The organism is Halomarinibacterium sedimenti, from assembly GCF_019312585.1.
In the GTDB taxonomy this organism is placed as follows: domain Bacteria; phylum Bacteroidota; class Bacteroidia; order Flavobacteriales; family Flavobacteriaceae; genus Halomarinibacterium; species Halomarinibacterium sedimenti.
Genome location: NZ_JAHWDP010000001.1, coordinates 17,068 through 42,581, shown reverse-complemented (window position 1 = coordinate 42,581; position 25,514 = coordinate 17,068). Strand labels below are relative to the sequence as shown.

Annotated in this window: 21 protein-coding genes; 10 read left to right on the top strand and 11 right to left on the bottom strand. The window is 36.5% G+C overall.

Translation table 11 applies throughout. From position 1 onward, the window contains the following. Position 1 precedes the first annotated feature (1 nt). The 6 genes from KXJ69_RS00200 to KXJ69_RS00175 all read left to right on the top strand — a co-directional run bounded on the left by KXJ69_RS00200 (position 2) and on the right by KXJ69_RS00175 (position 7,411). The gene (locus KXJ69_RS00200) at positions 2-889 is read left to right on the top strand and encodes a DUF6268 family outer membrane beta-barrel protein (RefSeq protein ID WP_219050273.1); all 888 of its coding nucleotides are present in this window, start codon (positions 2-4) and stop codon (positions 887-889) included. A 2-nt stretch (positions 890-891) separates the two neighbouring features. Continuing rightward, entirely contained in the window at positions 892-2,055 is a 1,164-nt protein-coding gene (locus tag KXJ69_RS00195) for a sigma-54-dependent transcriptional regulator (protein ID WP_219050271.1), read from the top strand. Positions 2,056-2,060: 5 nt separating this feature from the next. After that, the gene (locus tag KXJ69_RS00190; protein WP_219050269.1) at positions 2,061-2,939 is read left to right on the top strand and encodes a PPK2 family polyphosphate kinase; all 879 of its coding nucleotides are present in this window, start codon (positions 2,061-2,063) and stop codon (positions 2,937-2,939) included. A 4-nt stretch (positions 2,940-2,943) separates the two neighbouring features. After that, a complete protein-coding gene (locus KXJ69_RS00185) occupies positions 2,944-4,356 on the top strand; it encodes a M28 family peptidase (protein ID WP_219051768.1) in 1,413 nt (470 codons plus the stop codon). Between the two features lie 219 nt (positions 4,357-4,575). Beyond that, positions 4,576-5,964: a helix-turn-helix domain-containing protein gene (locus KXJ69_RS00180; RefSeq protein ID WP_219050267.1), complete on the top strand. Its 1,389-nt coding sequence runs from the start codon at positions 4,576-4,578 to the stop codon at positions 5,962-5,964. Positions 5,965-6,037: 73 nt separating this feature from the next. Further along, positions 6,038-7,411 carry an MATE family efflux transporter gene (locus KXJ69_RS00175; RefSeq protein ID WP_219051766.1) on the top strand — a complete coding sequence of 458 codons (1,374 nt, stop codon included), beginning with the start codon at positions 6,038-6,040 and terminating at the stop codon, positions 7,409-7,411. Positions 7,412-7,465: 54 nt separating this feature from the next. On the opposite strand, the gene KXJ69_RS00170 is transcribed toward KXJ69_RS00175, so the two are convergent. The 4 genes from KXJ69_RS00170 to KXJ69_RS00155 all read right to left on the bottom strand — a co-directional run bounded on the left by KXJ69_RS00170 (position 7,466) and on the right by KXJ69_RS00155 (position 13,311). Continuing rightward, entirely contained in the window at positions 7,466-8,473 is a 1,008-nt protein-coding gene (locus KXJ69_RS00170; protein WP_219050265.1) for a nucleotide-binding protein, read from the bottom strand. 157 nt (positions 8,474-8,630) lie between these two features. Beyond that, a complete protein-coding gene (locus KXJ69_RS00165) occupies positions 8,631-9,479 on the bottom strand; it encodes a hypothetical protein (RefSeq protein ID WP_219050263.1) in 849 nt (282 codons plus the stop codon). Positions 9,480-10,606: 1,127 nt separating this feature from the next. After that, positions 10,607-12,061 carry a B12-binding domain-containing radical SAM protein gene (locus KXJ69_RS00160; protein WP_219050261.1) on the bottom strand — a complete coding sequence of 485 codons (1,455 nt, stop codon included), beginning with the start codon at positions 12,059-12,061 and terminating at the stop codon, positions 10,607-10,609. Positions 12,062-12,114: 53 nt separating this feature from the next. Further along, the gene (locus KXJ69_RS00155) at positions 12,115-13,311 is read right to left on the bottom strand and encodes an LETM1-related biofilm-associated protein (RefSeq protein ID WP_219050259.1); all 1,197 of its coding nucleotides are present in this window, start codon (positions 13,309-13,311) and stop codon (positions 12,115-12,117) included. 197 nt (positions 13,312-13,508) lie between these two features. On the opposite strand from KXJ69_RS00155, the gene KXJ69_RS00150 reads away from it, so the two are divergent. The 3 genes from KXJ69_RS00150 (at position 13,509) to KXJ69_RS00140 (ending at position 16,280) form a co-directional block, all read left to right on the top strand. Continuing rightward, positions 13,509-14,219 (top strand): DUF4331 family protein, encoded by a 711-nt coding sequence (locus KXJ69_RS00150; RefSeq protein ID WP_219050257.1) that lies wholly within the window; start codon positions 13,509-13,511, stop codon positions 14,217-14,219. Positions 14,220-14,237: 18 nt separating this feature from the next. Then, positions 14,238-14,927, top strand: a complete 690-nt coding sequence (locus KXJ69_RS00145) for a DUF4331 domain-containing protein (RefSeq protein WP_219050255.1) — start codon at positions 14,238-14,240, stop codon at positions 14,925-14,927. A gap of 63 nt (positions 14,928-14,990) precedes the next feature. Next, positions 14,991-16,280: a tetratricopeptide repeat protein gene (locus KXJ69_RS00140; RefSeq protein ID WP_219050253.1), complete on the top strand. Its 1,290-nt coding sequence runs from the start codon at positions 14,991-14,993 to the stop codon at positions 16,278-16,280. Between the two features lie 71 nt (positions 16,281-16,351). On the opposite strand, the gene KXJ69_RS00135 is transcribed toward KXJ69_RS00140, so the two are convergent. Next, positions 16,352-17,146, bottom strand: coding sequence for an anti-sigma factor (locus tag KXJ69_RS00135; protein WP_219050251.1), 795 nt, complete (start codon positions 17,144-17,146; stop codon positions 16,352-16,354). After that, the gene (locus KXJ69_RS00130) at positions 17,143-17,682 is read right to left on the bottom strand and encodes an RNA polymerase sigma factor (protein ID WP_219050249.1); all 540 of its coding nucleotides are present in this window, start codon (positions 17,680-17,682) and stop codon (positions 17,143-17,145) included. Before KXJ69_RS00130 ends, KXJ69_RS00135 begins: the two co-directional genes overlap by 4 nt. Positions 17,683-17,888: 206 nt before the next feature. Here KXJ69_RS00130 and KXJ69_RS00125 point away from each other — a divergent pair, with 206 nt between their 5' ends. Next, positions 17,889-21,317 (top strand): M36 family metallopeptidase, encoded by a 3,429-nt coding sequence (locus KXJ69_RS00125; RefSeq protein ID WP_219050247.1) that lies wholly within the window; start codon positions 17,889-17,891, stop codon positions 21,315-21,317. Positions 21,318-21,565: 248 nt separating this feature from the next. Here the strand turns inward: KXJ69_RS00125 and KXJ69_RS00120 are convergent, their stop codons facing one another. From KXJ69_RS00120 to crtID, 5 genes are read right to left on the bottom strand one after another with little or no spacing between them, the layout of a single operon-like run. Then, positions 21,566-22,027 (bottom strand): TspO/MBR family protein, encoded by a 462-nt coding sequence (locus tag KXJ69_RS00120; protein WP_219050245.1) that lies wholly within the window; start codon positions 22,025-22,027, stop codon positions 21,566-21,568. Then, complete coding sequence (locus tag KXJ69_RS00115; protein WP_219050243.1) at positions 22,028-22,720, bottom strand: lycopene cyclase domain-containing protein; 693 nt, start codon at positions 22,718-22,720, stop codon at positions 22,028-22,030. It abuts the gene before it with no gap. Between the two features lie 3 nt (positions 22,721-22,723). Next, the gene (locus KXJ69_RS00110; RefSeq protein WP_219050241.1) at positions 22,724-23,173 is read right to left on the bottom strand and encodes a sterol desaturase family protein; all 450 of its coding nucleotides are present in this window, start codon (positions 23,171-23,173) and stop codon (positions 22,724-22,726) included. A 2-nt stretch (positions 23,174-23,175) separates the two neighbouring features. Next, positions 23,176-24,018, bottom strand: a complete 843-nt coding sequence (locus KXJ69_RS00105) for a phytoene/squalene synthase family protein (protein WP_219050240.1) — start codon at positions 24,016-24,018, stop codon at positions 23,176-23,178. Then, the gene (crtID, locus tag KXJ69_RS00100; RefSeq protein WP_219050239.1) at positions 24,015-25,484 is read right to left on the bottom strand and encodes a bifunctional phytoene desaturase/3,4-desaturase; all 1,470 of its coding nucleotides are present in this window, start codon (positions 25,482-25,484) and stop codon (positions 24,015-24,017) included. Before crtID ends, KXJ69_RS00105 begins: the two co-directional genes overlap by 4 nt. Between the last annotated feature and the right edge of the window lie 30 nt (positions 25,485-25,514).

Sequence of the window (25,514 nt, the reverse complement as noted above, 5' to 3'; positions counted from 1 at the left end):
CATGAAAAAAATCATTTTTTCGAGTTTAGTTCTTATTGTGTTTATTTTTAAGGGAGAAGCTCAAGTTGCAGATTTAGCACGAATAGAATACACCTATTTTCCGCAGGATCAATCTGATAATTCTTTTAAAAGGTTTCGATCTTTTGTTCATTTTCCTATTATGTTTGGCGAAAGTGCCTATTTAGTTCCAGGTTTCGAATATAGGAATGTCAACTTGAAACTTAGAGACCCCTTTCCATTTAATACCAATAACCGAGAACGATATGAATCCTTTACGGTAACTCTCGGATTTACAGATATGATGAATAATGATTGGCGGTATGCATTTAAAGGGGGTTTAAAACTTGCTTCAGATTTTGAAGGAAAGCCAATAAAAGATGATTATATTTATGAAGCATCCGTTTTTTTAATAAAAGATAAAACAGGAGATAACGAAGCAAACCCTCCAAAAAAGCCTTGGCGATTAGTTGTAGGAATAAATTATTCAACAACCGTGGGAAGGCCGTTTCCATTACCTATAATCAATTATTACAGAGAATTTCAACCCCAATGGTCGTACACTTTAGGGATTCCAAAGAGTAATTTAAAATACGCTTTTAACAGTAAAAACTCCATACAGGCCTTTGCTACATTGGATGGTTTTTTTGCCAATATTCAGAATAATATTAATGTGCCCAATGAGGGAATGGGAGAAAATATTTCAATGACCACAGTACTTTCTGGATTGGGATACGAATATGGTCTCTCAAAACATTTATATTTATATGCGTATTTTGGGCATACTATTATAAACGATATTCGCTTAAGGGATGGGAAAGGAAATGATGTGTACACCATTAATAATCAAAACAACTTTTACGGAAGAACAGGATTAAAATTTAAAATTTAACTATGTCAAGAATATTAATCATTGAAGATGAAGCCGCCATTAGAAGGGTGCTCGTAAAAATATTAAGTGAAGAAAGCAACTCCTATGAAGTCGTGGAAGCAGAAGACGGATTAGTAGGAATCGAGCTTATCAAAAAAGAAGATTTCGATTTAATTCTTTGCGATATTAAAATGCCTAAAATGGATGGGGTTGAGGTCTTAGAAGCTGTAAAAAAGATAAAACCAGAAATTCCTATTGTAATGATTTCGGGACACGGAGATCTTGATACAGCAGTTAATACCATGCGTTTAGGAGCCTTCGATTATATTTCTAAACCACCCGATTTAAATAGATTGCTAAATACGGTTCGTATTGCTTTGGACCGAAAAGAACTTGTAGTAGAAAATACAAGACTTAAAAAGAAAGTTAGTCAGAAATACGAAATGATTGGTGATTCTGAAGCCATTTCACAAATAAAAGAAATGATCGAAAAAGTGGCTCCCACCGAGGCAAGGGTTTTAATTACGGGTCCTAACGGGACAGGAAAGGAGTTAGTGGCACATTGGTTACATCAAAAAAGTGATCGTTCCAAAGGTCCTTTGGTAGAAGTAAACTGCGCTGCCATTCCTAGTGAGCTTATAGAAAGTGAATTGTTTGGGCATTTAAAAGGAGCCTTTACTTCTGCTGTAAAAGACAGAGCAGGAAAGTTTGAAGCTGCCAACGGGGGAACTATTTTCCTTGATGAAGTAGGGGATATGAGCCTTTCTGCACAAGCAAAAGTGTTAAGAGCGCTTCAGGAGAGTAAGGTGCAACGTGTAGGTAGCGATAAAGACATAAAGGTAGATGTGCGTGTAGTGGCTGCAACCAATAAAGACCTAAGTAAAGAAATTGCAGATGGGAAATTTAGAGAGGATTTGTACCATCGTCTTGCGGTAATTTTAATTAAAGTACCACCCTTAAATGAAAGACGTGAGGATATTCCATTGTTGATAGATTATTTTACTAAAAAAATAGCCGATGAACATGGAACGGCTCAAAAAAAGTTTTCAGATAAAGCAATAAAATTGCTTCAGGAGTACGATTGGACGGGAAATATTCGTGAATTACGCAATGTTGTGGAAAGATTAATTATTTTAGGAGACAAGGAAGTAAGTGAAAACGATGTAAAACTTTTCGCTAGTAAATAAATAGTATGAAGGAAATTAAAAGTGCCGATTTTAGGATTGACAAAAATATAAGTTTAAAAGAATTAACTACCTATGAAGATTTTCAACTCTCGAAGAAGACTTTAGAGGAAGAATTAGCCAAAATACGTATTGCATTGTCAAAATTGCAAAATACTATGTACGCGCACGGGAAGTATGCCGTTTTGGTTTGTCTTCAAGGTATGGATACTGCTGGAAAGGACAGTCTCATACGGGAGGTTTTTAAAGATTTAAATGCGCGTGGCGTCGTGGTGCATAGTTTTAAAGTTCCTACCGAATTAGAGCGAAAACACGACTATTTATGGCGCCATTATATTGCGCTACCCGCCAGAGGGAAATTTGGTGTTTTTAACCGAACGCATTACGAAAATGTATTAGTTACTCGTGTGCATCCCGAATATATTTTAGGCGAATATCTACCCGAAGTAAAAAGTGTCGCAGATGTAAATGATGCTTTTTGGGATAAGCGTTTTGAACAAATCAATCATTTCGAAAAAACCATCGCTCAAAACGGCACCATCATTTTTAAATTTTTTCTGAATCTTTCTAAGGATGAACAAAAATTTAGACTGCTTAGAAGGTTAGAAAAGAAAAACAAACACTGGAAATTTTCACCAGACGATTTAAAAGAGCGTATGCTCTGGGATAAATACCAAGAATGCTACGAAGACGCTATTAATAGAACTTCAAAACCTCATGCGCCTTGGTACAATATTCCTGCAGATAATAAAGCTGCGGCACGTTTATTGGTTGCTTCCATTATACTGGAAGAATTGGCAAAATACACCGATATTAAAGAACCCGATTTAGATCCAAAAGTAAAAGCAAAAATTGATGAATACAAACAACAATTGGAGAATGAATAAAGTGATGAGAACACTCATTTTTGTAAATCTTTTCTTGCTTTTAGGTGCAGTTTCCTATGCCCAAAAAGTAAACAAGGAAGATTCTACAATGCTTCGTAAAATATATGATACTGCCTTATTGGAAGGCAAAAGCTACCAGTGGTTAGATTACTTGTCTAATAATATTGGCGGTAGGTTGTCGGGTTCTCTCGAAGCCGAAAAAGCAGTTCAATACACCAAAGAACAACTCGATAAATTAGGACTTGACAAAGTTTGGTTACAGCCTGTGATGGTGCCCAAGTGGACTCGGGGTATTCCAGAATACGCCTATATTGAAACAGCTCCCGGCATCACATCTTTGGCCAATGTATGTGCTTTGGGAGGTTCTGTGGCCACACCCGAGGGAGGGCTCAAAGCTCAGGTGATTGAAGTAAAAGGAATAGAAGATTTAGCCACATTAGGCAAGGAAAAAATTCAAGGGAAAATAGTGTTTTATAATCGTCCCATGGACCCTACTCAAATCGCTACATTTAGTGCTTACGGGGGTTGTGTAGACCAACGGTATGCAGGAGCTATGGAGGCTGCCAAGTTTGGTGCTGTAGGGGTGGTCGTGCGTTCTATGAATTTACGTAAAGACGATTTTCCACATACAGGGTCTATGACCTATGGGGACACGCCCGAAAAAAATAGAATTCCCGCCTGCGCCATTAGCACCAATGGTGCCGATTATTTAAGTAGCGCATTGAGAATTCAGCCAGATTTAAAGTTCTTTTTTAAGCAAACCTGTAAAGTATATCCCGATGTGCAATCGTATAACGTGATTGGAGAAATTACAGGAACCGAATTTCCAAACAAGTATATGATTGTAGGCGGACACCTCGATTCTTGGGATTTAGGGGATGGTTCTCATGACGATGGGGCAGGATGTGTACAATCCATGGAAGTATTGCAAATTTTCAAAAAAATGGGCTATAAGCCTAGACATAGTATTCGTGTGGTGTTGTTTATGAATGAAGAAAACGGATTACGAGGTGGAACTAAATATGCCGAAGAAGCCAAACTAAAACAAGAAGACCACGTATTCGCTCTGGAAAGTGATGCCGGCGGATTTACGCCACGCGGATTCTCATTTGACACCGACGATGCTAATTTTACACAAATAAAAAGCTGGGAGCCCTTATTTAAACCGTATCTCATTCATTATTTTGAAAAGGGGGGCAGTGGTGCCGATATTGGGCCACTTAAAAATGATAAAATAGTATTGGCGGGATTGCGTCCAGACTCGCAACGATATTTCGATTATCACCACGCAGAGAACGATACGTTTGACGCTGTAAATAAAAGAGAACTGGAACTAGGTGCTGCAACCATGACTAGTTTAGTCTATCTTATGGATAAATATGGCACCAAAACTGAAATGAGCACTCTAAAAAAATAGCCTTTTCATTTTACTAGTATAAAGTTCTAAAAAAGCCCAAATTCATTGGGCTTTTTTATATTTTACGAGGTAAATTTTCTTCGGAAGAAAAAGTAAATTATTATCGGGAGTTACCTAATTCCTTCATTTTTAGGAAACAAATCGTATATTTAAGTAAGTAAAATTGATACTTACCCTATGCGACTGTTTGCTTACATAAAGCCATTTTTCAGAATATGCATGCTGCTGGTATGTTTACTTCCCGATACTTATTTACTCGCGGGAGAGCGTCTTTATGGAGCAACCTATAAAATAACGTTACAGGAAGATGCGAAGTTTAGCGAAGACTCACTTCAGTTATATAAAGACAGAGCCATTTTTGCGGCAAAGAATAACGATTTAAAAAATGCAGCCTTTTATGCTGAAGAATATATTAAATACTCTGCCGAAACAGGCTTTGTAGAGTCCCGCTATTTTGCTAAGTTTTCAGATACTGCCGAATTTAAAGAATTAAAAGAAAAGTACGATCTTAATGTAAATTGGCTACATTTCTTTTACCTCTTTTCTGCATTGATTGGTTTTTTTATTGGAATCATGCTCCTCATCAATAAGAGCAAGGATAAGAAGGCTACGGTATTAATTTCAGTATTTGTGTTAATCCACTCGCTGTTTATCTTTCATATTTTCCTACATAGCACCAATTTAAAGTTTAGAACGCCGCATATATTATACATGTCCTCTATATTTTCATATTTGTATGGTCCTTTACTGTATTTCTATTTTAAAAGAATTACCCAGAAGTATACCTTCAAAAAGAGAGACATAGTACATCTGCTTCCTACGTTTATCATCATGGTCATCATGTTTCCGTTGTTTCTCCTTTCCAAAGAAGAAAAACTACATATTATGTTTGAAGTAGGCTCCTTTGATAGAATGCCTTATTTATACGGAATTGTAAGTACAAAAATTCTGTCATTACTCATTTATGGAGCTTTGGTGGTGTACCTTTTCTTTAAGAATAACCAGCATAAAAGCTATACTTCTGAGGCTAAGAAATGGCTTACCACACTCGTCACCTTAAGTTCCATATACGTTTTGTCCTATGCGATTTACGGGATGGTGTTGGCAGAGATTATTCCTAATATTTCGTTTTTGTTTAATTTACAAATTGTGGTGATGGCTACTATGGTGTTGTATATTGGCTATGCGTCTTTTAGAAGTCCCAATTTGTTTGCGGGGAACTTTAATTCAAACAACGATAAGTATGTGAAATCCGGACTTACCGAAAGCTATTCGTTAGAATTAAAAGATGCCTTGCTTCAGCTTTTTGAAAAGGACAAAATATACCTTCAAAACAAAGTGAGCTTGGATCAGGTTTCCGAATTACTCGGAACCACACGACATAATACCTCGCAGGTGATTAATGAGCATTTCGGACTTAATTTCTTCGAATTCATTAATAAATACCGCATTGCCGATGCCGCCGCCATTCTGGAAAAAGAACAAAACCGAAACATCATCGATGTGGCATACGAGGTAGGGTTTAACAACAAAGTGACCTTTAATAAATCCTTTAAAAAGTTTTTACTACAAACGCCTTCGCAGTATCTCAATTCGTTACGCACCTAGTTTTTTACAGGGAAATCCTTCTTTCATTATGTTAACCCATTTGGGTTTTCTACTTTTGCTGGGAAACTAACCTATTGTGCTACACCAATACACCAAAGAGTTTAAATACAACGTAAAGCTTGCCACGCCTGTTATTTTAGGGATGCTGGGGCATACCTTGGTGGCGTTTGTAGATAATATTATGGTGGGACAATTGGGGACGGCAGAACTCGCCGCCGTCTCCCTTGGTAATAGTTTTATGTTTATTGCCATGTCGCTGGGAATTGGTTTCTCCACTGCCATCACGCCTTTGGTAGCCGAAGCCGATGGCGAAGGTAACCTTGCCTACGGAAAGTCTTCTTTTAAACATGGATTGTTCCTCTGTACGGTCTTAGGAGTGGCGCTCTTTCTTATGGTATTTTTTGCCAAACCGTTAATGTATATTATGAATCAGCCCGAAGAGGTGGTGGAACTGGCGATGCCGTATCTTACGTTGGTAGCGATTTCCTTAATCCCTCTCATTGTTTTCCAGGCGTTTAAACAATGTAGCGACGGACTCTCCATGACCAAGCACCCTATGTATGCCACCATCATAGCCAATGTGGTGAATGTGGTGCTCAACTATATGTTTATTTTTGGAAAGTTTGGCGCCCCTGCGATGGGCGTGGTGGGTGCTGCCATTGGTACTTTGGCATCTCGGGTGGTGATGCTCGCCTATTTGTGGTACTTAATGTCGCAGAATTTAAAGTCGAAAGACTACGTCACCAACATCAAGTTTTTTACCCTTACCAAATCCATGATTAAAAAACTGTTGGGTTTAGGCTTTCCCTCGGCATTACAAATGTTTTTTGAAGTCGCCATTTTTACGGCCGCCATTTGGCTCTCTGGAATTTTAGGGAAAAACCCACAAGCCGCCAACCAGATTGCGCTCAACTTATCCTCTATGACCTTTATGGTGGCGATGGGCTTTAGTGTGGCTGCGATGATACGCGTAGGCAACCAAAAAGGGATGAAACGCTTTAGAGAGTTACGCCGTATTGCCTTTTCTATCTTTTTGCTCTCCACCATGCTGGCGGTGCTGTTTGCGATAAGCTTTTTACTCTTAAAAGACCAACTCCCCAAAATCTATCTCGATTTTGACGATGCCAATAACATTGCCGATACGCTGGAGGTGCTCACCATTGCCTCTAAACTCATGTTAATTGCCGCGATCTTCCAGATTAGCGATACCTTACAAGTAGTAGTGTTGGGTGCCTTACGTGGGATGCAGGATGTGAAAATCCCCACGTTTATTACGTTTATTGCCTATTGGTTGATAGGTTTCCCGATTTCTTTGTATTTGGGGATGTATACCGAGTATGCCAGTGCTGGGATATGGATAGGCCTCTTAGCCGGATTAACAGCCTCTGCGGTGATGCTATTGATACGCTTCCAGTATTTAAGTAAGCGGTTGATTGTGGGGGAGTAGGTTGTGAGAAAAAGTTGGGGCTTACGAGTTATATATGGGTGTTTTGTGCAGTTTTTATTTTTCCATCATTTCGACATATGCCTCGTGGGCTAAATTATCTGTTTCGCTCAAATCTATTTCCAAATATTCATTTCTTACATAGCTCAATAAATCTTTAAAATTTTCAATCAGTTTTGTTCTAATTTTTACTAAGTAATTAAAATCTTTTTCTTCTTTATCATTTCTAAAAACATCAAATGGAATTTGAAACTTATAATATTTACTATATGGCTCAGGCAAATAATGTTGACCAAATGATAAAGATATATCTAGGTTTTTTCTAAACTCTTCTATAATTTTTAAAAGTTTCTTATCGTATAAATGAAATGAGTTGCTATCAATAATTGACGACAAACCTTCTTTATAAAAGAAAATCTTTTTCAATATTCTATCTGGTGCTTCTTCAAAGTATTCATCAAAAGTTGGAATATGAATAGATTGAAGAAGCCATTTCAAATTCATTATATCAATACGTCTCTTTTTTTCTTCAGGTGTTTCTTTTAATTTCTCTGAAGGTTTTAAGGGAGATTGATTTAAAATAGTAGTAATTCCTTGATTCAATATATTTGATAATTGATTTTTACCAGATTTATCTAGTTTATTTTCAATTTTAAATGTAGTTGCCCGATGACGGTCTATATCAAATGGTAAATCGTTAGGAAAATTGCCGTAATCTGTATTGTATAGCAAAATTATTCTTTCCCAACCTAAAGTCGAAACTGCATAACCTAATTCAATTAAGACATTTGGATTCGGAGTTTTCTTTCCTGTTTGGTCAAAGTTGATTGTTGTAACGTCACAGATAAAAATATCACAAGCATCTATTTTAGAAAAAATTGTTAACGGAATATTTGGACTTCCAGCTGTTCCCCTAGTAGCCTCATCTAATACTATTCTTATATGCTCAAACTCATTTTCAACTAAACTAGAAGCATTTCTTAAGCACTCTCTAATAGCATTTTGATTAGTTTCTTTTGGTAAGTCAGATTGCCAAGAAAAAAAAATATTATAGTTATCTTTCATTTCGGTTCACAAATTTTGCACAACGGTCTCGGCTACGAGTAGTTGCGTGGTTTAGCACGTAACTTTGTAAGTTCACACCAGACTGAAAATCCTCACGGATTTTTAGAGGTAGGCGAGAACAAGCAATTACTTATGCCATTTTTGAAAAATGTTTGTTTTAGAATGGTAAATCGTCATAGTCATCTCCGTTTGATTTTTTAATATTTTTCTCAACTCTTATATTATTGACATATTTTCTCCAAAAATACCTGCCTTTTTCTGTAAATTGGTAAAACATATTATCTGCATCGTATGCTTCCTCAACGATACCTTGAAATATATATTTTTCTTTAATTATATCGTTTATTCCGTTAGGAAAGTTTCTTTCATTTCTAATTTTGACACCTACTTCTCTGAAATAATCATACATATCGGTATTCTCAAATGCCTTAAATTGCTCGTCCAATATTAAACTTTTAGTCTCTGTTGAATTCTTTTTGTTTTCATCAACAATATTCATTAAATTCTGATTTTCACTTTTTTGTTGCTCAACTTCAGAGTTTAGAATTTTTATTGCCTCATCCCTCTCGTCGAGTTGATTTCGTAATAGCTCAATCTGGTTATTTAAGTCAGCTTTATCTCTAAAATTTGCCTTTAAGTCCTCAAGCTTGCTTTCCTCAATTGCAATTTTTTGTTTTCCTTCATAGTCAAGTAGAACTTGGTTTAAAACATTCCTTTTCCTTTCAACTGTAGATTTTTTTATTAAATAATCAACTGCCCACATAAAGTATGGCAGTATAATTACATAGACCAATGAGATGAGAAAAGGTATTAAGAAATAACTTTTGAATGATGAATAACAAGATACTATGTAATCAATTCTATTTTCGATACTTTGGTCTGAAAAAAGAAGCACGACGATTGGTCTCCAATTAATAGCCATCCAAGAAATAATAAATGTTCCTATTAGCGGGTTTTTTATTCTTTCTTTTGATGTTTCAAAGAAGGTCTTGAAGAAATCTATCATTGGTTTTATTTGTTTTACAGCTTATTATGTCCTAAGTTTTATCCTGGTTATCCGTTTCATTAAGGGGGATAACGCAAGTTTTAAATCATAATAATCTTTAATAAATTTTGTGGGGAGATACTCAAAGATAGAAAAAATTTGTTTTCAAAATTTAACTCGGTGTAAAAAGCAATCAAATTATTTTTTTAGGTTAAATGATAACATTGTTAGGTTTCTAGATAATACTTTTAGGCTAATCGATAATTTTATTAATCAATAGGCTAATACCCTTTAGGCTATCAGATAATAGTATTAGCCTAACGATGAATACTTTTAGGCTAATTGTTAATTTTATTAATCATTAGACTAATACCTTTTAGGTTATCAGATAATAGTATTCGCCTAACGATAAATACTTTTAGTCTAATTGTAAATTTTATTAATGATTAGACTAATACCTTTTAGTCTATCAGATAATAGTATTCGTCTAACGATAAATACTTTTAGTCTAATTGATAATTTTATTAATGATTAGACTAATACCTTTTAGGTTTTTAGATAATAGTATTCGGTTTTTAGATACTTTTTTTAGGTTTTACCCAATGTCATTCAGAGGGAGCGTAGCGACACGAAGAATCTAAAAAATGATTCTTCATTTGCACTTCGATACTTCGACAAGCTCAGTACAGGCAAGCTCAGTGTGACAGCTTAGTAGAGGCAAGCTCAGTGTGATAGTTTAGAATGACAAGTGTGTCTGCTATAATTAGTATCGGTTATATAAATATTGTGTAGTGAAAGAGTATAACCCTTTTCAGCAGAATAGTCGCAGAAAAGCTCCGAGATTCAGGAGCAAGGCGACGCGGAGTTTTCAAGACGGTTTTGCGAAGCAAAAATTCCTCTGAAAAGGAGTCTTTTCTTTTGGTTCGTTTTCTTTGGACGAGCAAAGAAAATGAACAAAGTATCTATAAGACCCCTAAATATGAGATTTCTCGCTTACACTTCGATACTTCGACAGCACTTCGATACTTCGACAGCACTTCGACAGGCTCAGTGTGACAGCTCGAAATGACAAGGGACACTAATCCTCATCAACCCTATTTTCATTAAGGGCAGGAGGGAGGCGTTTAAGGAAAGACTATAAAAAGCCTTTACATGACCCCGTCAAAGGCACGTGCGGCTTCGTTTAAACGTTTGGAGTTAATTTTATTGACAACTTTAAGAATGCCTTTTTTGTACTTTATATAATCTTTGGTGGCGTATAGATGGTTAATTTGTCTAGCAAACATTTGTTCGCGCTCTTGTGGTGTAAGCTCATCTAAGATTGGAGTCATATCATACATTTGAAATCGGCAGGCTTTAATGCGTTCAAAACAATGTTGGTTTTTTAAAAGAAACTCGTAAGTTTCCTTTAAATCTTGAGCTGTTTCTCCCCGATAGCCAATAAACATCGTGGCGCGCAGACTAATTCCTGCTTTATAGGCTGCATTTACAAAAGCATCTAATTTGGCAACGGTGGTTCCCTTTTTCATATCGTCCAGCAACCTTTGTGAAGCTGTTTCCAACCCAAAAGACATTCTAGTAAGCCCCGCTTCTTTTGCCTTTTTAAGGGTTTCAAAATCCAAGCCGTTTTTGTTTCTGTCATCTACATGTACCGAGCAAAACCAAATGGGATTTTCAATAATTTTGGGGAGCCCATCAATTAGGGCATTCCAAACTTGAATGTTAGAGTTTAGTTTTAAATCGGTAAAAGCAATAATATGGGTGTCAATTTGCTTACTCAATGCTTTTAAATCGGAAAGGATTTTCTCTTTAGTTTGCGATCTATAGGAGCGACCGTTAACCAACACCACGTCGCTACAAAAATTACACTTACCCCAACTGCAACCACGCCCTGTCATATAAGGGATAATCTTATTAGGATATTTATCCCAAGCAAAATCTGTAAAATCTGGAACAGGTAATTGATCTAGTTCTTTAAAAATATAAGAGTTGGGTGTTTTTTTAACCCCTTTGGTGTATACGCCAGGATAGGAGGTAATGTCTTTTTCTTGAAAAAAATCGAATAACATTTGCCCTAAGTAATTGTCTATTTCACTTCCAATGACGTAAGAGACTCCTGTTATGTCTAAAAATTGATCCACTTGTTTTAAATCGTTAAAAGCGGGTCCTCCAATAATTACAGGGATTCCTTTTTTGTGCAGGTATTCGGAAATTTTTTTACAAATACTATAATTTTCATTGTAGGTAGAAATAAGTACGAGGTCTGTATCGGGTTTAATGGCAGATATAACAGCTTTGTAAAGTTTACCTTTATTTAGAAACCGCTCTTTTATCAAGGGAATACTTTCTGCAATTGTAATAAGCCTTCTTATACTTTTTAATTGACTAAAAATTAAGCGGGTTTTATAATAATCAATTATGGTTTCCACCTTTTCCCTTTTGCGAGATTTAATTCCATTACTAAGCGGACTTATAACCTTTAAATTAAACCCAAAATCACGTATATATCTTGCAAGTAAACCCATAGATAATGTTGGGTAATGTGCAAAATTATTAAGATCGACTAAGGTTACATTAATATTTGTAGGTTGTGTTTTGTCCATTTTTATACTAAATATATGATGGTTTTAAATTAAAAAAATAATGGTGAATGGTGCTATTCATCCACTCGGTTTTCATTAAAGGCAGAGGGGAGCAGTTTAGGAATGTATTTTACCAATAGCGGGAGTAAGAGCATCCCACCGGGGAGCATAAAAATAGTAAGCGAAGGGATGGTCTTGCAGATATCCAAGAGCTGCTCCTTTACTTTGGTTTTTTCTTCGCGGGTAAGGTCGCGGGTGGTGGATTGCCCTAAGAGTACCATCAATTCTCCGCTTTCGTTGAGTTCTTGGAGCAAGCGTTTTTTGTTACGCAATACCAAGAGTTTTACAGTATCGGTACTTTGTTTGTACAATTGCTTGACAGGGTGGGAGTATTGAAACAGCTTTATTTTGTGTTCGTTGGCTTCCGAAAAGGCTTTAATATGGGCAATGCTGTGTGCCAAATACTCGTGGCTAATCCCTAAATGAAAGGCCACTTCCTTTAAAAAGGTATTTTCTGTAGCGTCAATTTTTTTATCGTCCCACACCGCTAGACAACAAATATCCAGTACAAACTGTTTTTCTAGCACGGTGCGTTCCTTGAGTTGGTCCACAATTTCGTGTGAAAAGGTATCATCGCTATGGGTGACGTATTGGGCAGATTCCGACACCATTTCGATGACCAGGGCATCGTATTTGTTTTTTTTCTGTTTGCTTTGCAGCGCCCAAATGCTAAACTGAATGAGGGTTTCTTCAAAGGCTTCCAGATAGTTTTTTAAACCTTCGGGATGCTTTAGGTAATATTGAAATGCCAATACATCGCCAAACAGCAAGGCATAGGTAAAAATAGAGGCGGCTTCAGTTTTTATAAGCGTATTCGATTCTTGAATTCGTGCCGCCAAGATGCGTTCTAAATTTTCAGAAGGACTTTTGGTAAAACTCAATTTCTGAAAAAATCCAGGCTTTCCTTTTTCAATGGTTTTGTAAAACAGTACCATGGTTTCGATGGCCTCGGGAATGTCATACGTACCCTTTTCCGATTGGTACATAAACAGCAGCGCGTGAAATAAATTGACCTTGGTATTTTCTTCTTGGGTAAGTTTTAAGTCACTTACGGGCACGTCTAAGAGTGTTTTTACCGATACCCCGTATATAAATCCGCTTTTTTTTAGCGTTTCATAAAAGGGTAACAGCCCAGTATAGCTGTCTATGAGTTCCTTTTTGGGAAACTCGTTAATAAATTTATGGATCCAACCAGCGGAAGATGGGTTCATTTTTTAATTTTGTAGGCAATTGCGGTTTTTCGAATTATTTTTACAATCTTTAAAACCATACTATTATTTTCTCCGTATATAAGGGAAAGTAAATTTAATCAAACATTCGTATTAAATGCCCAAGAACAATTTACTTTGAGACAAAAATAGATGATTATGGCATTACATCTCATATTAAAAAACTAATAATTTAAAAGATGAAAAAAACAAAATTTTATGGATTACTCGCAGTAGTGGCTCTAGGAGTCTTCTCGGTAGTCTTGATTGCGGCAGATCACATTGATTCCCCAGCAGTTGCGGGAACCGCTGTAGATATTGCAGATTTGTATGCCTTTGAAGGCAGTAATCCAGACAACACGGTGTTTATTGCCACCATTCAAGGACCCTTAACACCGGGAGCAGTAACAGAGAACGCCATTTTTGACGAAAATGTGCTGATTGAATTTAACATCGACAACACGGGAGACTTTGTGGAAGATTTAGTGATTCAAGCCATCCGAAGAGATAGTGTGATGTATTTCTTTGGTCCTTACGCTCCTGCCGAAGTGGGAATGAATAGTACCATTAACAGAGACAATCTTGCAGGCCAAGTAGAAATTTCTGGAATTGATGAAACCATTACTTCTAACAACAACGGAATGTCATTTTATGCAGGACCTAGACGGGATGCGTTTTATTTCGATTTTAACCAGTTTAACTTGGTGGTTTCTGGTGCTGCAGCACCAGAAGGATTTTTACCTTCTGGACAGGCCTCCGACTTTTTTGTAGGATTAAATGTGATGGCCGTGGTAGTTGAAGTACCTAATAGTATGTTAGGGACAGCACCCGCGCACGTTGCAGGGGCCGTGGGTATTAATGGATTGCCAGATGCATACAATGTATGGGTAACCACAAAAAGAAAACAATAATTTTAAAAAGAGAAAAAGATGAAAATTCAAAATATAAAATATATCGCTTTGTCACTTTGTTTGGGACTATTGTTTACCCAGTGTAAAGATGATGATGATAACGGAAATGTCATTGAGCAAGCTTCTTGTGACGATGGAATTATGAACGGAGATGAAGAAGGAGTAGATTGTGGTGGAAGCTGTGTTTCTTGTTTCGATTTGTTAGACTTTAGCGGAACCTACCGCCAAGAAGATATTATGGGACGCCCAGGAATCAACACCGTGTTTAGTGGAAGCGGAACGGTAAAAGATATGTTCAACACTTCTTTGGTGAGTGATAGAGCTTCTTTCCAGCCAATCTTTCAGAATACCTTAGAAGCATATCATGATGTGTATGGAGATGCTTTGGGAGTGAGTTTGGATTACGAAGCAAACATTCTAGGCTTGGATGCTGCTACCTTTACAACGGTATTAGCACAGTTTGATGCCTTACAAGTAGCACCCAATGCTCAAACTACCTATTTCGATCCTAATACAGGACTTGCCCTTACGGGAAGAACCTTGGCAGACGATGTTATTGATATTTCTTTGATTCTGATGTTTGGTGGAAATGACGGAGCACGTTTTGACGGAAATAACGGAACACCACAATTAACAAGCGATGGTGTAGGACCAGGCGATAGAGATTTTACACTTCCTTTCCCTTATTTGGAAAGCCCAGTGCAATAGATATGATTAAAAACATAAAAAAGAGCAACCTTATGTTGCTCTTTTTTTTACAAAAATTTTAAAATGATGAAAGGCTATATAATACTTTTAGGGTTGTTATTACTCGTTGGTTGTGAGTCAAAACCCAAGTATGAAAAAATAACGAAGGTAGAAGATTACGATGTTTTCTTAAACACTCAAAATACACCTACACTAGATGAAACCTTGTTGCAACAGCGATACTGGTCCAACCGATTGGATAAAGACACCACTGGGATTGGTGATATAGGTCAGTTAGCCAATGTGTATGAGCAATTATTTGCCGAAACGGGAAACATGCAACACTTATTGGCTGCCGAAACCTTATATAAAAAAGCCATCGCAATTTCGGCAGATAATTTTCGAGATGGTTTTGAAAGAGGCTTGGCAAAAAATTACATTTCCCAACACCGATTTAAAGAAGCCAACGAATTACTTCAGAAAAGTTTCGAAGGTCCTTCTCAAAAACGTCCTACGCAGTTAATGCTTTTTGATAGTACGATGGAATTGGGAGATTATGACAGAGCCTACGAATATCTTTCAGCCTTAAAGGACATGAGCGATTATAATTATCTCATTCGTTTGTCGAAGTGGAGCGATCATATAGGGGATTTGGATAGCGCTATTAAGTATATGGAAATGGCAAAAGAAAAAGCCGAATCTCACGAAAGCAAACCCCTAAAGATTTGGAGCTATAGTAATTTAGCCGACTTTTACGGACACGCTGGGAGAATTAAAGAATCGTATGCTCACTATTTAAAAACGCTAGAATTACAACCCGATAATAGTTATGTAAAACGAAAAATAGCTTGGATTGTGTATGCTGCGGAAGGAAATGCGAAGGAATCACATCGGATTTTAGATTCGGTGATGAAGAATCACCAGTTGCCGGATTATTATTTACTGAAAGCAGAATTATATGCCTTTGAAGGAAATACTGCAGCCTCCAAAAATGCGGAAGAACAGTTTGTGAATGCTGTAGAAGCGGGGCAATACGGCGGCATGTATAATACCTACTTAATTGAATTATATGCGGAAGCCGCTCCAAAAAAGGCGCTAGAAATCGCCGAAAAGGAAGTAGCCAATAGAAATACCCCTTTAATACATTCGTATTTGGCGTTCGCACAACTACAAAATGGACAAGATGCGGAAGCTTTAAAAACGATCGAGACTAATGTGGAAGGAAAAACCTTTGAACCTGTGGCCTTGTATCATAGTGCTTTAGTCTATAAAGCCAATGGTAATTCGAAAAAGGTTAAAGAATTAAAAGCTGAATTGGAAGAAGCCTCTTTTGAGTTAGGACCTGTGATGGCAAGTAAAGTAAAAGAATTATAATCTATATATTTAAGAAGTAAAAAGGGCATCCAATTGGATGCCCTTTCTTTTTGTGTAATCAGTAATTAAAATTATGGTGAAACCATTCCCAAAGTATATAATTGGGTAAGTGTTGGACTTTCACTACCACCTTCTGGCTCGAGTGTAATTCCGAAGGCCTCTGGATCTGGAATATTTTCTAGTTTAAAGACTTTAGTATTGGTGCTTTCATAATTGTCCAATAATCCAACACTTCTTGGGGTTAAAGGGTCCATAATAAGCGACCACACTTGGTACACTTTTCCAGAGGGAGGTGTGGGTAATCCGCGTGCGTCGATGTAAGCAATTTTATCTTTATCGTTATAATACACTTTGGCATACGATTCTGGCGAAACGGCTACATTTCCGGGTAGATTAATTTCTCTATAGTCTTTAGAGCGAATGATGTCTAGTAACTCTTGTGAGGAAGCCAGAGCTTCTTCGGTCGTAGAAACTTTTCCTTTTAAGACGGCATTTTGCGTTGAAGTTACTCGCACTTGATTTTCTAGGGTGTTGTTTTCTTTCAGCATCCAGAAAATTCCTAATAAGAATACAATAGCCGCTGCCCATCCTGTCATCATAGACCAATTGGTTGACTTTTTTGGGACATTCAACGTACGAACTCCTTTAATGGAATTCAACACGCCTTCCCAAACCGAGTCTGGAATGGTAAAGTTATCGTCATAGGAGAGGTTCATGAGTGCCGCTTCAATCTTTTCAACTTCACGTTTTACTTCAGGATATTCATCAAGAATATCCTCCACCTCCATCGCTTCTCGTTGGGATAAAGCACCTGTAACGTAGAGTTCTAAGGTCCCAGATTCTATAATATCTTTAATCTTTTTCATACCTCTTGTAATGTCAATTTCCGTAAATCTTTAATACAGTTTCTAGCACGTGTTTTAATAGTTCCTAAAGGAGTTTCCAGTGCTTCTGCTGTTTCATTTTGGGTGTATCCTTTAAAATAAAGTAGATCGAGTAGTTTGATGCAAAGAGGTTTTAATTTATCTACAAATTTTTGAATTCCGATGGCGTCTGTTTTTTCATTTAAATCGTTATGACCACCTATCACATATACGAAGTTATCTGTAGAAAGGTTTTTATTGGAGTTCTTAAAAGATTTCGATCGGGTTTTATCAATAGCAGTATTTCTTGCAATGTTAAGTAACCAAGTATAAAAACGTCCCTTTTCCACAGAATATGAGTTGGCATTCTTCCAAACTTTTATAAATACATCCTGTAGGACTTCTTCGGTTACTTCATCATCTCTAAGAATGACATGAATTACAGAATAGATAGCCCGCGAATACATTTCATACAATTGTGAAAATGCTTTCTCGCTTCCTTGTTGCATTTCAAGGATGAGTTCGTCTGGTTGGGTCATATAGCAATTTATTTCCTACTAAAATAGGGAAAATTATTAGATTTAAAGGGGATAGCGTTAAAGGTTCAAACGAATATGTCGTATGTTAAAAAAGCATTCATTCCTATAAAATTGTTGTGAGCTATTTCCTTTTTTAATAGATTTACAACATCCTCACCTTAAACTAACTAAATCTTAGAATTATTATGAGAAAAACTATTATGCTAATGTTTGCATTTACCTTGATTTTGGTAACCTCGGTAAATTCGCAAAACGTTAAACAAAGCATTGACCAAGAACTTGACCAACTACTAGAAAATAATAAGATTACTCAGCAAGATTTTAACTGGGTAATTACGAGTCAACACACGAGTCGTACCAGCGGTGTTTTACATGTGTATTACACGCAAACACTCAACGGAATTGAAATTAACGGAACCCAGTCTAGTATTCATATTTTTCCTAACGGACAGGTGTTAAAATCGAATAATCATTTTGTAAAAGATGTTGCACAGAAAGCTACAGGAAGAACCACGGTTTCTATTAATGCGGTGCAAGCCGTTCAGGCAGCAGCCAATTACTTTGGGTATTCTATTTCAGAAGGACTAAATGTGCTTCAGCAAAAAGGCTCTGTAAATAAGGAAACATTACTAAGCCGAGGAGGTATTTCTTTAAGTGATATTCCTGCAAAATTAGTTTACCAGATTACACAAGACAATAAACTAGCATTAGCCTGGGATCTTTCTATTGAAGAAAAAGCACAGCAAAACTGGTGGAGTGTTCGTGTAGATGCAAATTTTGGAACCGTTTTAGATCAGGTAAACTGGATGTCTAGTTGTAATTTTGAACACGATCATAGTATTCATGAAACATTAGATTACAATAAAAATCTTTATGATATACCTAATTATTGTGAGCTAATTGAAGAAAGAAACAATGAAAGTATTGCTGTTATTCCAAATAGTTATGAAGTTTTTGCACCACCTATTGAAAGTCCTTACTATGGAGCAAGAACTATTGAAACCTTACCAGCAAACCCTACGGCCTCTCCTTTTGGGTGGCATGATACTGATGGTATAGCTGGTGCTGAGTTTACGGTAACCAGAGGGAATAATACAAACTCCTATGAGGATGGAGATAATCCTGGATTTCAACCAGATGGTGGAGCTACTTTAGATTTTACGGGATATCCATTTGATCAAAATTATACGGCTGGTACACAGTATGAATCGGCAGCAATTACCAATCTTTTTTATTGGAATAACATCATTCACGATGTGATGTACATTTATGGATTTGATGAAGCTTCTGGGAATTTCCAAGAAAATAACTACGGAAATGGTGGTGCAGGAAGTGATTCTGTAAATTCTGAAGCACAAGATGGTTCAGGTACTTGTAATGCAAACTTTGGAACACCGCCTGACGGAAGTAATCCTACCATGCAGATGTACGTATGTGGCAACAAGGATGGTGATTTTGATAATTTAGTAATCTTTCACGAATACGGTCACGGAATTTCCAATAGACTCACAGGAGGTCCTAATAATACAGGTTGTTTAAGTAACCAAGAACAAATGGGTGAAGGTTGGAGTGATTGGTATGGAGCGGTTATGACTATTGAGCCTGGGGATATGGGAACAGATCCAAGAGGAGTTGGAACGTATTTATTTGGACAAGGTCCAGGTGGTGCGGGAATTAGACCTTTCCCGTATAGTACAGATGTAGCTGTAAACCCACAAACATATGATGATATTAAAACTGCGGCAGTACCACATGGTGTGGGTTCTGTTTGGGCAACGACCATTTGGGAAATGACCTGGGCACTTATCGATGAACATGGATGGGATGCAGATATTTTTAACTTTACAGGAGACCCTAATTTAGATGCTGGAAATGTTATGGCTATGGCATTAGTTACTGAAGGAATGAAACTTCAGCCTTGTAGCCCAGGATTTGTGGATGGTAGAGATGCAATTTTTGCTGCAGATGTTGCCTTATATGGTGGAATAAATGAATGTATTTTATGGGATGCTTTTGCAAAAAGAGGATTAGGAGTAAGTGCCGATCAAGGCTCTTCCGGAAGCCGAAGTGATGGTACTGAAGCATTCGATACTCCAAGTCAATTAGCGTCATTTACGGCTCCAGAAGATGTTTGTGAAGGTGCCGATGAGCTAACAGGCTTAGGAGGAGGAACGCCATTAGGAGGTGTGTATAGCGGTCCCGGTGTTACAGATGATGGGAATGGAATTACTTTCTCTTTTGACCCTGTGGTAGCAGGTGTAGGTGTTCACACAATCACCTATGAAGTTCCTGCTGGAAACTGTTCTGTAGCCTCTTCTGATACTGATGATATAGAAGTTTTGGCCTTGCCACCTGGTCCACCAACCAGTGGAGGAAGTGATTTTTGTTTGGGGGATGATGTAACTGTTTCGGCCATTCCTTTAGATCCTAATAATGTGATTCGGTGGTATGATGCTGCAACAGGTGGTACATTACTATTCCAAGGAAATGACTATACTTTTACACCTATTGGAAATACAAGCGTTTTTGCACAAGAAACACCAGATGTTCCTTTATCACAATTAGTGATTTCAGAAGTTACCTTACAGACTCCAGATCAATTAGAAATTCAGAATGTAGGTCTTGCAGCTGATTATACGGGATATGTAGTAGCTGTAAGTGACGATTATAATAATATTAATATCGCTAATCCAATTGTTCAACCCCTAGGGAATATGGGTGCCGATTCTGTGATGAATTGGAATGATAGTGGAGGTTCTGGATATTGGGGTAATAATATCTTCTGGAACGATAACAATCCTGGATGGATTATTATCATAGACGATCAAGGTAATGTCGTTGATTCAGTATTTTGGCAACATTCTGCTGCTGCAATTGCAGGTCTAAATGTTACTATTAATGGATTTAATATTACAGCTGCCAATTTGGATTGGACTGGAGATGGAGCAAGCTTTACTCAAGGTTGTACAGGATCCTATAGAAGAAATGGGGATGATGATAATGCTTCTAATTGGGCAAACGTTTGTTCGTCTTCAGATTATGGAGTTGCCAATGATGATATTAATTTAGGAGTTGATGGATGTCTAGGTGCTAGAACCGAAGAGGAAGTGACTATTGATGCCATTGCTCCAGATATTACGTGTCCTGCAGACGAAACCGTGCAAGTAAATGAAGGGGAGCAATATACACTACCAGATTATGCTTCCTCTACTACTGTAGTGGATAATTGTACTACAGATCCAATTTTAACCCAGTCTCCTGTTGCAGGAACTGATGTTGCCGTTGGAGTTCATACCATTACGATGACTGCCGAAGATGAATATGGAAATACATCTAGCTGTACCTTTGATGTAACCGTTGAAGAAATCTTAGGAACTGAAACAAATTCCTTTGAAAATGAGATTGTATTAATTCCTAATCCATCTTCTGGAGAAGTTCAATTAGTTAATTCTAGTAATGAGCAACTTAAGAAAGTAGTCATAACGGATGTCAATGGAAGAATTATAAATACAATTAATTTACAAGGGATGAATGATACTATTTCATTCTCTTTAGAAAGTTATGCAACAGGATTGTATTTTATTTCTATTGAAGGAGAAACATCCTCAGTAGTAAAAAGAATAATCAAGAAATAAATAAAGATTAATTTAATTAAAAGAGCCTTGTAATTTACAAGGCTCTTTTTTTTGGTAGGGTAAATTTGTTTTTACTGGTTTTATAGATAAATGCATTAATTACAATAAGTAAATTAAGTTTTTGGCAAACTTTTTGTATTTGAATTAATATCCAATGTAAATGAAACATAAAGTAAGAGCCCTACGCCTCCTCTAAAAAGAAACATTTGCTATGAAAAAACCGCTTTAACCTAAGGCGGTTTTTTCATTTAAGGATGAAACCAATAGATATATGCATTTAATGATGTGGCTATCCAAAGCCAAATGGCATAAGGTAAAATGAGTAAGCTTCTCCAGGCTAAAATTTTATAATATCTAAAAAGAAAAACATGAATAATAACCAATAAGGCTGTTATTACAAGTAAGCCCATAGCTATCTTATGAAAATAAAAAAAGACTGGATTCCAAGAAACATTTAAAATCCATTGAATTGTAAATAAAATGATGAGTTGTTTTTTATTCTTCACTTTCTCCGATAATAGTGCCATATAGAGTGAAAAACAAACCATGATGAAAGTCCACGCTACACCAAACACCCAACCTGGCGGAGTCCACGGAGCTTTTGGTAATGCTTCATACCATGTTGAAGATGCTCCTTCTGTAGTAAATAGACTCCCCAATGCTAATCCCCCAAAAGTTATAACAAGAAACAAAATAATTCTCTTTAACATTTATATTGGTTTTTGATTTGACGAAAAAGCTTCAGTAACTATTAATACTGTTAATAGCATTCCAAGGTTGTAAATAGTGTCTTCAATTGGGATTGTAAATAAACGAACACCAAGATTTTCAGAATTAGCATACCAGACCACTTGTTCTTCAATAAAGCTCCCTGTTAGAATTCCATTAACAATAAAAAAGGGAATTAGAATAATTAAATAGGTGGCAAAAAAATAAGGTAATACTGCTTTTTTATAATTATATGTGATGCCCAAAACCAATAATGCATAAACAAAACAAACTAATGTATACCATTTGTTATAATGATACCAAAGCACCACTATGAGCGCAGAAATTAATACAAGATAACTTATTTGGGTTATTTTTTCTGACAGAGAAAATTTTGGAAATAACGTGAGCAAAGCATAATGTGTAAAAATACAAGCGTACGGAATGCAAATAAAGAATAACCATTCTTCTATGGGTAAATTGAAAAGATAAATCCCTGTGGTGTATGCTTCATTAAATCCCCAAAAACCGTTTTGTGTAAAGGCAATATCCCACGGAATAAAAACGGCCATCATGACCAACACACCCAAAAAAAAGGAACGCCACTTTTTGTAAAACTGGAGTTTTGGATGAAAACTAAAAAGGAAGGGAATTATAAAAGAACCTATATTGAGCCAAAGGTATAGGTATTTCATTCTTTAGTTTTTGAAATATTTTAAAGGAGGGAATAACATGCCAAAACATTCACCTTCATCTTTGCCAAGGTGTTTATGATGCATTTTATGAGCCCGTCGTATCCCTCGAGCATACCAATTATTGGCATTTCTAAACATTTTAAATCGTTGGTGAATAAAAATGTCATGCACGAAAAAATAGGTAACACCATAAGAGAAAATACCTATTCCAATAGGTAGCCCAGCCAAAAACCCATAGTATTGCCAACGGACAAAACAAAAGATACTCACTGCAGCGTAAAAAAGGAAAAAGGCATCATTTCGTTCCCACCAACTTTTGTGATCTTTTTTATGGTGATCTCTATGTAAGTTCCATAAAAAACCATGCATCACATATTTATGGGTAAACCAAGCCATAAACTCCATACCGCAAAAGGTTCCAAGAAAGATTAATATCCAGTTTACTATGGTCATAATTACTTCACCAAATTTAAATGATATTTTACATAGCCACGCGTCAATAGCCCAAATTTTTCATAATTAGGAACACGAATTCTCGCATTTTTTATTTCTATGGCAGGGGTTTTATGAAGTTTTTTCAATAGCCTTTTATAATAACGATACGCCATAAACACACCAAATTTAGCTTCGGTGGGTAGTTTTAAAATGCCTTCATAACCTCGCTTAAAATCGCTTTCAATTTCATTTATAATTTGGTTTTTTGAAATTTCATCGAGTTCGTTGAGGTTGGTATTTGGGAAATATGTTCTATTTAAACCTTCGAAATCAGCCTTTAAATCTCTTAGGAAATTTACTTTCTGAAAAGCAGACCCTAAACTCATGGCTGCTTCTTTTAGTTCCTCAAATTTTTGAACATCACCTTTTACAAACACTTTTAAACACATGAGGCCCACAACATCTGCAGAGCCATAAATGTATTGTTTAAACTCCTCATCGGTTTTATATATATTTTTTGAAAGATCTAAACGCATGCTCAACATAAAGGAATCTATTAAATCTCGTTCAATGTTATATTTATGAACGGTATGCTGAAAAGAGTTGAGAATAGGGTTGAGGCTTATTTTATCTTTAAGGGCATTATCGAGATCTACTTCAAATCTATCAAACAATGTTTTTTTATCATATTCGTGAAACGAATCTACAATCTCATCTGCAAATCTCACAAAGCCATAAATATTGTAAATATCTTGTCTTATGGATGGTGCTAGCATTTTGGTTGCCATAGAAAAGGAAGTGCTATAGGTATTAGTTACCTTTTTGCTGCAGGTTTCAGAGACAGTGTCGAATAATGCTTTCATGTGGTTGTAATTTCTTTTTGAATAAGATTTGAAACTATTTTTCCTGAAATTAGCGACGGTGGTACTCCGGGTCCTGGCACCGTTAGTTGTCCAGTAAAATACAATCCTTTTGCTTTTTTGCTTTTTAATTTCGGTCTTAAAAAAGCAGTTTGCAACAATGTATTAGCTAATCCGTAGGCATTTCCTTTGTAAGAATTGTAGTCTTTAATAAAATCGTTAATACAAAAAGCTTCCTTAAATATAACGTATTTTTTAACGTCTTGGTTTGTGATTTTTTCGAATCGATTAATAATTAACTCAAAATATTCCTCTCTAACTTCCTCAATATCTGTAAGCCCTGGCGCAAGCGGAATTAAAAAGATGCCAGCTTCCTTACCTTCTGGTGCAGCATCCTTATCTGTAATGGAAGGGAAGCTTGCATAAAATAATGGTTCTTCTGGCCATTGTGGGGTATCATAAATAGCTTTAGCGTGTGCTTCAAACGGAACATCAAAAAATAGCGTGTGGTGGGATACGTTTTTCAATTTTTTACTAAAACCTACATAAAAAAGGAGGGAAGAAGGTGCAAACACTTTTTTCTCCCAATATTTTTCGGAATATTGCCTATATGATTTGTCTAGAAGAGTTTCCGTATGATGATAATCCGCACCACTTAAAATGATATCGGCTTTTATTTCTTGTGAATTGATGGTTAATGATGTTGCCCTTCCATTTACAACGTTTATCTTTTCAACATTCATATTTGCTTTAAACTGAACGCCTAACGACTCTGCGAGCGCTATCATTCCTTCAATGACACTGTACATTCCGTTTTTGGGATGAAAGGTACCCAAACCAAAATCGGCGTAATTCATAAAGCTATAAAAAGCAGGAGTATTTGAAGGTTTAGCACCAAGGAATAAAACGGGAAACTCTAAAATTGAAATGAGCTTTGGATTGGTGAACTCTTTTCGAACCTCTTTACTAATGGTACTAAAAAACTGACCAATTTTTTTCATGGTTACGGGAGTCACCAATTCGAGAGGAGAAAGACCTGGTCGATAGACTAAATCTTTAATAGCAATGTTGTAATTATCCTGCGCTTCATTTATAAATTTTTGAAGTTTAATAGAGCTTCCAGGTTCTTCTTTTTCAAATGCTTCCGTAATTTTTTCCAGGGTATCGCCTATGGTTATGGAATCGTTCTCCCCAAAATATACTTGGTAGGCTGGATTCAACTTTATGAGTTGGAAATATTGTGAAGAATCTTTTCCAAAATCTTGAAAGAAACGTTCAAAAACATCTGGCATCCAATACCAAGTAGGGCCCATATCGAAAGTAAACCCTTCCATTTTTAACTGTCGAGCTCTTCCCCCGTAGGTACTGTTTTTTTCGTACACAGTAACCAAGTTACCTTCTTTAGCTAAATACGAAGCTGCGGCAAGAGATGAGAACCCAGAACCAACGATTGCGATTGTTTTATTCATAATTTGTTTAACAAAAATACAAAATATTTA